Origin of the sequence: Trinickia sp., assembly GCF_036503415.1 — a bacterium.
GTDB lineage: Bacteria > Pseudomonadota > Gammaproteobacteria > Burkholderiales > Burkholderiaceae > Trinickia.
On sequence record NZ_DASXWY010000186.1, the window covers coordinates 1 to 6,675 of the forward strand.

Consider the following 6,675-nt stretch of genomic DNA (forward strand, 5'->3'; position numbering starts at 1 on the left):
ACACCATGCTGCCGATCAGATCGTTGGCCGACGCTGCGGCCGAGCTTGCCGGCACCTTCCGCGGGGAGCTCCTGCAACCCATGGACGCCGGCTATGAGGATGCGAGGAGGGTCCACAACGGTCTGGTCGATAAGCGGCCCGCCTTGATCGCGAGGTGCCGCGGCGTAGCCGACGTTGTCGAGGCCCTCGATCTCACCCGCAGGCTCGGCCTCGAGGGTGCCATTCGCGGCGGCGGCCACAACGTGGCGGGACGGGCGACGATCGACGGTGGGGTAATGATCGATCTTTCGCCGATGAAAGGCATCCACGTCGATGCGGAGAGCAGAACGGCTTGGGCGCAAGGCGGGGTCACCTGGGGCGAGCTCAATCGCGAGACGCAGTTGCACGGCCTGGCCGTCACCGGGGGCGTGGTCTCGAGCACGGGCATTGCCGGGCTGACCCTCGGGGGCGGCGTGGGCTGGCTGATGGGCAAATACGGCCTGGCGCTCGATAATCTGCGGGCGGTGAATCTCGTCACGGCGGGCGGCAAGGTTCTGCGGGCGAGCAAGCACCAGGAGCCCGAGCTTTTTTGGGCGCTCCGCGGCGGCGGCGGAAACTTCGGGGTCGCCACGAGCTTCGAGTATGAACTCCACCCGGTTGGGCCGACCATTACGGGCGGCCCGATCGTCCATCCGATCGAGTGCTCGCGAGCCTTGCTCGAGTTTTTCCGCGACAGCACACGGTCGTTGCCTGATGAGCACACTCTGTTCGCAACGTTGACGCATGCGCCCGACGGGTCGGGCACGAAGGTGGCCGGGCTGGTCACCTGCCATTGCGGGCCGTTGGAAGACGGCGAAAGGGCCATGCGGCCCTTGAAGCAGTTCGGGGTTCCCATCCTGGATGCCGTTGGGCCGATCCCCTACTCACAGCTCAACGGCATGCTCGACGCCAGCTACCCTAAAGGCGCGCTCAACTACTGGAAGTCCAGCTTTCTCAGAGAGCTGAGCGACGCTGCGATCGATACCATGATCAGCTGCTTTGCGCGATGCCCGACGACAATGGGCCAGCTGCTCCTCGAACATTTCCACGGCGCGCTCACCCGGGTCAGTGCTACCGAGACGGCCTTCCCGCACCGGGGCGAAGGCTACAACTTCCTCGTGCTAGCTCAATGGATGCAGCCGGCGGATACCGGTGCCTGCATCGCCTGGGCTCGCGAAACCTACGAGGCGATGCGACCTTTTTTTGCCGATGGTCGCTACGTCAACTATTTGGACGACGATGAGACGGGCGAACCGATCGCGGCTGCGTACGGTCCCAATTACCGACGGCTTCAGCAGGTCAAAGCCCGGTATGACCCGACGAACTTCTTCCGCATGAACCAGAACATCGTGCCGCTGGCCTGACTGGTCATCGAGCCTGCATGGTGCAACGATATCGATCGAGAGATGTCGTCGGCCATCGCTGGCGAAGCGGCGACAGCGCCGTGTTGTGAGCGCTCAAAAGACATTTATCGGCGACGGGTCCGTCTTTTCCCGTTCTCTTCGAACGCGTGCGCAAACACCTCGGCTAGCCATGCGAGCCCCGGATCCTGGTCGCGCGCCGCGGACCACATCAGCGAGACCTCATAGCCCGGCACATCGAATGGCAGCGGACTCATCGCCAGGTCAAGGGCGTCGCGCCAGACGCGGCCAATGAAGTCCGGCACCGTGGCGATCGCGGGCGTGCGCCGTACGATGAACGGACTCGTGGCGAAATTTGCGCTCGAGAACACCACGTCGCGCTTGAGTCCGGCTAATTCCAGCCGCTCGTCGATAAAGCCGTGCAGACCAGCGCTGAACGAGGTCAGCACATGCCGATGTCGCAGGAATTCCTCCATCGACAGACGTTTGCTGCGTGTTTTGACGAGGCGCGGATTGTAGACGCTCACGAAGCGCCATTGAAACAGCCGGCGGCGCCGCTGCCATTGCACGCTTTCGGGGAAAACACCGACTGCGAGTTCGATCTCCCCCTCGTCGAGCATCGCCGCCGCGCGCGTCGAATCGGTGGGGCGCGCGATCAGCTTCACTCCGGGAGCTATGGCGGTCAGACGATCCATGATCTCCGGCGTCATGAGTACTTCCAGCGAATCGCTCAAGCCGATGCGAAACACGCGCTGCGCGCTCGCCGGATCGAACACGGGTGGCTGGGTCAGCACCTGGTGCAGCGATTGAAGAAATGGCTCGATCTGCCGCATTAGTTCGAGCGCACGCGGGGTAGGCGCGATGCCGCGCGACGTGCGAACGAACAGGTCGTCGCCGAACGCCTCGCGCAACCGTTTGAGTGCCCCGCTCACCGCCGGCTGGCCGAGGAACAGCCGCTTCGCGGCGCGCGTAACGCTGCGCTCCTCGAATAGTGCGCGAAAGGCGAGCAGCAGGTTCAAGTCGAAACGCCTGAAATCATTTTCAATGATGTTGGTCATCGCAATGAACGATTTGATTGATATCCGTCTGGCACGCATTCTATCGCCATGGAGAGCGCCGCAACATGCTATGTGATGGCATGTCGGCCTGCTCCCCTCTCATTCACAGGAGTAGCGATATGAACTGGCAAAATCAGAAAGTCGTCGTGCTGGGCGGGTCATCGGGCGTCGGGCTGGCAATGGTGTCGCGACTGGCAGCGGCGGAGGCGAACGTCGTGGCAGTCGGCCGTGATCGGGGAAGACTTGACAAGGCGCTCGCCGGCCTCGAAGGACGGGGACATGTTGTCGGCGAAGCGCTGGACTGCTGCGACCGTGCCGCGCTCGACCGTTTCTTCGCTCGTGTAGGCCCCATCGATCACCTGGTGCTGACACTATCCGGAGGTGAAGGTGGCGGCCGGTTCAGCGAACTCGATCTGAGCGCCCTGCGTCGCGGCTTCGAGGCCAAATTCTGGCCGCAACTGGAAGCGGCGCAGGCCGGCTTGCCGGCCCTCCGCCGCGACGGCAGCTTGACATTCGTGACCGCCATTTCCGGCCGCATCGCCAATCCCGGCACTGCGGGGCTGGGCGCGATCAACGGCGCGCTCGAAAGCATGATCGGTACACTCGCCCGCGAACTGGCGCCACTGCGCGTCAACGCCGTTTCGCCAGGCGTGGTCGATACAGCGTGGTGGGACAAATTCCCCGCCGACGTCAAGGCGGACCTGTTCCGTCAACAAGCCGAAACGTTGCCGGTGGGACGCGTCGGCCGCGCGGAAGATGTCGCGCACGCGCTCCAGTTTCTGATGGAGAACACCTTCATGACGGGAGCCATCATCGAATGCGACGGCGGCTTGCGACTGCTTTGATGAGCGTTGGTCACACCTTCTTGACGAATTCCGATTTGAGGCTCATTGCACCAAAGCCATCGATCTTGCAGTCGATATCATGATCGCTGTCTACCAGACGGATATTTTTCACCTTGGTTCCCATCTTGATCACGCCGGCGGAACCCTTGAGTTTCAGGTCCTTGATGACGGTGACGGTATCCCCGTCTTGCAAGCAATTTCCAGTCGAATCGCGATGAACTCTGTCAACCGTTTCGGTCGGCGCTGCGGCTTGCGCCGACCATTCATGCGCGCATTCAGGGCAGATGTAGACGCCACCATCTTCGTACGTGAACCCGGAATTGCATTTCGGACAGGGGGGCAATGCGCTCATGTGTAATCCTTGGTGCCTGAGGAAGGCAACGAAAGCGCGAAAGTATAGCGCTGTTGGATGGCTTGCCAGCCACGGCGCGCTCATGACCTCAATTCTCAGCGTCCGAGTTGTCGAAGAGGCGGATTGTCTAGTATCTGGCCGGTTCCGACGTGAGTAGTTTTTCTCGGCACCGACCGCTGCGAAGAGCGATGGCCCAGTCGTGGCGACCGTTCGCCTTCGCTGTCGCCGACGCAGCGTCCCAGTCGTATTCAATGGCACGAAACTCGACAGTCCACTCCGATCCAATCCGGGTCACGAACGCATATCGCGCGTGGGGCGAGCCCATTTCCATACGATGCGGAAAGGGTCGATCGTCTTCATAAGCCTGAAGGCCGACACTGCCCGGATTCACGATCAAGCGCCCGTCGTCAAGCGTCCGCGCGCGCTGCAAATGGGTATGCCCGCAGAGGATCAGCTTCGAAGCCGCCTTCCCCGCTCGCAATTCAATCTCCTCCGGCGTCGCTTCCCGGCATCCGGAGGGCGTCACGGTTTCCAGGAAATAGGTCAAGTCGTCTTCGGGCGTGCCGTGGACCAGGAGCACGTCTTCCCCGACAGGCAGTGTGCTGGGCAAGCCGTCGATCCAATCCAGTTGATCCGGACGCAGGCAATCGAGCGCCCATTGGTCGGATTGACCCATACGCGCGCGATCGCGGGCAAGTACCTGTCTTTCATGATTGCCCCGGATAGTGGGCAGGCTAAGAGGCATCAACCGGTCTGCCGTTTCACTTGGATAAAGCGCACCGGAGAGAATGTCGCCGAGATTGACGATCAGGTCCGCACCGGCCGAACGAATATCCGCCAGCACGGCGTCGAGCGCGGCGAGGTTGCCGTGGATGTCGGATAGCGCAGCGATTTTCATGGCGACTCCGAAGGAGGGCGGCGATTGCGGATTGTCGCCAATCGAGACCCGGCGGTCCAGTGAGCTTGCGAATAACGCCAGGCCACGCACGCTTGAACAGCCATCGCGAAACCATTCGAGCCGGTGAAAGGGACGGTTCCATGGGCTGCGAGCGCTCACTTGTCCTCTCCCGACACGACATTGAACGTACGCGCCAAGTGTCGTTTACGGCCGATTTGCGGACGTAAGCGTGAAAGCTCGACTCTCACCCAGTCCATAGACTCGACGCAGCGCCGCCCAATTGGTATGTACATGTCGTAATAAAAGGAGATACGTATGACTTCTTTAGAGAAGGGAGTTGCTGTTCTGGCCGAAGCGCCAGGGGAGGAGACATCCTCAGCGTTCAAACGACGCTTCATGATCAGGATGATCATTGTTCTGACCGGCGGTACGTTTCTCGACGGCTATATTCTCGGGATCGTCGGCCCGGTGTCCGGCAAGATGACCGCGGAGCTCGCCATATCGCCGGTCTGGGAGGGGCTGATCGCAGCCGGCGCGTTGTTCGGGATTCTCATCGGTTCGCCGCTGGGCGGATGGGCTGGAGACAAGTTCGGCCGCAAACCACTGTTCCTGCTCGACATGGGCTTGTTCGTGATCGCGTCGTTCATGCAGTTCTTCGTCGGCTCCATGCAGTTCTTCATCACGTCACCGCTGCAATTGTTGATGGTGCGACTGCTGATGGGTATCGCGATCGGTGCGGAATATTCCGTCGGTTGGCCGCTGCTGTCGGAATTCTCCCCGTCCCGTATCCGAGGGCGGCTGATGGGCTTGACCCTCATCGCCTGGTACGCCGGCTTCATGTTCGCCTTCGTCGTGGGTTATCTGCTCGATCGATATACGCACCTCGGATGGCGGAACATCCTCGGCACCAGCACGTATATTGCGATAGCTTTGTTCCTTGGCCGGATCGGCATGCCCGAATCGCCGCGCTGGCTGTGGAGTAAGAGCCGTATCGAGCAGGCCCGTTCCGTCGCCCGCCGATATATGAACAGCGCGTCCGACATGGCCGACGTCGAACACGAGATCGTTCACTCGGGAGGAGGTTTCGGGATGCTCTTCTCCCGCCGGTATTGGCGAGTCACGCTGTTCGTGTCGATGTTCTTTTTTTGCGTCGTCACGCCGTACTTCGCGATCGCCACATTCGCCGACAGCGTGCTGCAGAAGTTCGGCCTCGGCGGGGGGCTCGCCGGAGGGGTCGGGCTATCCGCAGTTGCGTTGGCCGGCAGTGTTGCCACGGTTCTGATGATCGACAAGGCGGGTCGCCGTGTTCTGACGGTACCGCCGCAGTGGATCATCACTGTGATCCTCGCGATTCTCGGCATATGGGCGAACGCGCCCGGGGCGGTCGTGCTCGGCCTGTTCCTCGCGTTCTCGTTCTTCAACGCGGGCTGCGGGACGCTGACTTGCATCTATCCTGGCGAGGTATTCCCGACTGAAATCCGCGGGATCGGGACGGGCTTTGCCGCCGCCTTCAGCAGGATCGGGGCCGGGCTCGGCACGTTCCTGATGCCCTGGTCGATGAACAATCTCGGGCCTTCGGCGACCATCCTGATCGCGGCCGGCATCGCAGCAGTCGGGGCCGGGGTGTCCCAATGGCTTGCCCCTGAGACTAAAGGGAAGAGTCTCAGCGAAACTGCGTCGGGGTTCTCGCACTAGCGCCGCGGGAGGTCCCGGCAACGCTCGATTCGGGCGTGCCTTGCCGATGCCCGGATTGGCTCCCAACTCTGTCACAGTGGTGCTCATCGAATCAAAAGGGATGGGCACCGACAATCCCCTCTGGTAGCCGCCCTGATCTGCGTCTCGCACACAAAGGGCGGCTCAAAACAATGCAGCCGATTACCTTGAGCCGCCACCGTGACCGCCGCCACCGTGGCCGCCGCCACCACCGTGACCGCCGCCGTGGCCGCCTGCGCCAGCACCTGCACCTGCACCTGCACCAGCACCGGCACCGCCAGCACCTGCCCCAGCACCTGCACCGCCTGCACCCGCACCGGCACCGCCTGCACCGGCACCGCCCGCACCGGCACCGCCTGCACCGGCACCGCCCGCACCGGCACCGCCTGCACCGGCACCGCCCGCACCGGTACCGCCTGCACCGGCACCG

Annotated in this window: 7 protein-coding genes; 3 read left to right on the forward strand and 4 right to left on the reverse strand. The window is 62.5% G+C overall.

What is annotated here, in order from left to right; all coding sequences use genetic code 11:
- A partial coding sequence (locus tag VGL01_RS22445; RefSeq protein WP_331573290.1) for an FAD-binding oxidoreductase occupies positions 1-1,382 on the forward strand: 1,382 nt, incomplete at its 5' end.
- A 104-nt stretch (positions 1,383-1,486) separates the two neighbouring features.
- On the opposite strand, the gene VGL01_RS22450 is transcribed toward VGL01_RS22445, so the two are convergent.
- Positions 1,487-2,437 (reverse strand): LysR family transcriptional regulator, encoded by a 951-nt coding sequence (locus VGL01_RS22450; RefSeq protein WP_331573292.1) that lies wholly within the window; start codon positions 2,435-2,437, stop codon positions 1,487-1,489.
- A gap of 119 nt (positions 2,438-2,556) precedes the next feature.
- On the opposite strand from VGL01_RS22450, the gene VGL01_RS22455 reads away from it, so the two are divergent.
- On the forward strand, positions 2,557-3,282 hold the full coding sequence (locus tag VGL01_RS22455) for an SDR family oxidoreductase (protein ID WP_331573294.1): 726 nt from the start codon (positions 2,557-2,559) through the stop codon (positions 3,280-3,282).
- Between the two features lie 10 nt (positions 3,283-3,292).
- On the opposite strand, the gene VGL01_RS22460 is transcribed toward VGL01_RS22455, so the two are convergent.
- Both VGL01_RS22460 and VGL01_RS22465 read right to left on the reverse strand, forming a co-directional pair.
- Entirely contained in the window at positions 3,293-3,634 is a 342-nt protein-coding gene (locus VGL01_RS22460) for a zinc ribbon domain-containing protein YjdM (RefSeq protein WP_331573296.1), read from the reverse strand.
- A gap of 127 nt (positions 3,635-3,761) precedes the next feature.
- On the reverse strand, positions 3,762-4,532 hold the full coding sequence (locus VGL01_RS22465) for a metallophosphoesterase family protein (RefSeq protein WP_331573298.1): 771 nt from the start codon (positions 4,530-4,532) through the stop codon (positions 3,762-3,764).
- A gap of 315 nt (positions 4,533-4,847) precedes the next feature.
- On the opposite strand from VGL01_RS22465, the gene VGL01_RS22470 reads away from it, so the two are divergent.
- Positions 4,848-6,227 carry an MFS transporter gene (locus tag VGL01_RS22470; protein ID WP_331573300.1) on the forward strand — a complete coding sequence of 460 codons (1,380 nt, stop codon included), beginning with the start codon at positions 4,848-4,850 and terminating at the stop codon, positions 6,225-6,227.
- Between the two features lie 83 nt (positions 6,228-6,310).
- On the opposite strand, the gene VGL01_RS22475 is transcribed toward VGL01_RS22470, so the two are convergent.
- Positions 6,311-6,675: hypothetical protein (locus VGL01_RS22475; protein ID WP_331573302.1), on the reverse strand; the 365-nt coding region annotated here is incomplete at its 5' end.

Bases quoted from the DNA above. Each gene is read 5' to 3' on its own strand.
- VGL01_RS22450 (WP_331573292.1), bottom strand. From the start codon at position 2,437: ATGACCAACATCATTGAAAATGATTTCAGGCGTTTCGACTTGAACCTG.
- VGL01_RS22455 (WP_331573294.1), top strand. From the start codon at position 2,557: ATGAACTGGCAAAATCAGAAAGTCGTCGTGCTGGGCGGGTCATCGGGC.
- VGL01_RS22460 (WP_331573296.1), bottom strand. From the start codon at position 3,634: ATGAGCGCATTGCCCCCCTGTCCGAAATGCAATTCCGGGTTCACGTAC.
- VGL01_RS22465 (WP_331573298.1), bottom strand. From the start codon at position 4,532: ATGAAAATCGCTGCGCTATCCGACATCCACGGCAACCTCGCCGCGCTC.
- VGL01_RS22470 (WP_331573300.1), top strand. From the start codon at position 4,848: ATGACTTCTTTAGAGAAGGGAGTTGCTGTTCTGGCCGAAGCGCCAGGG.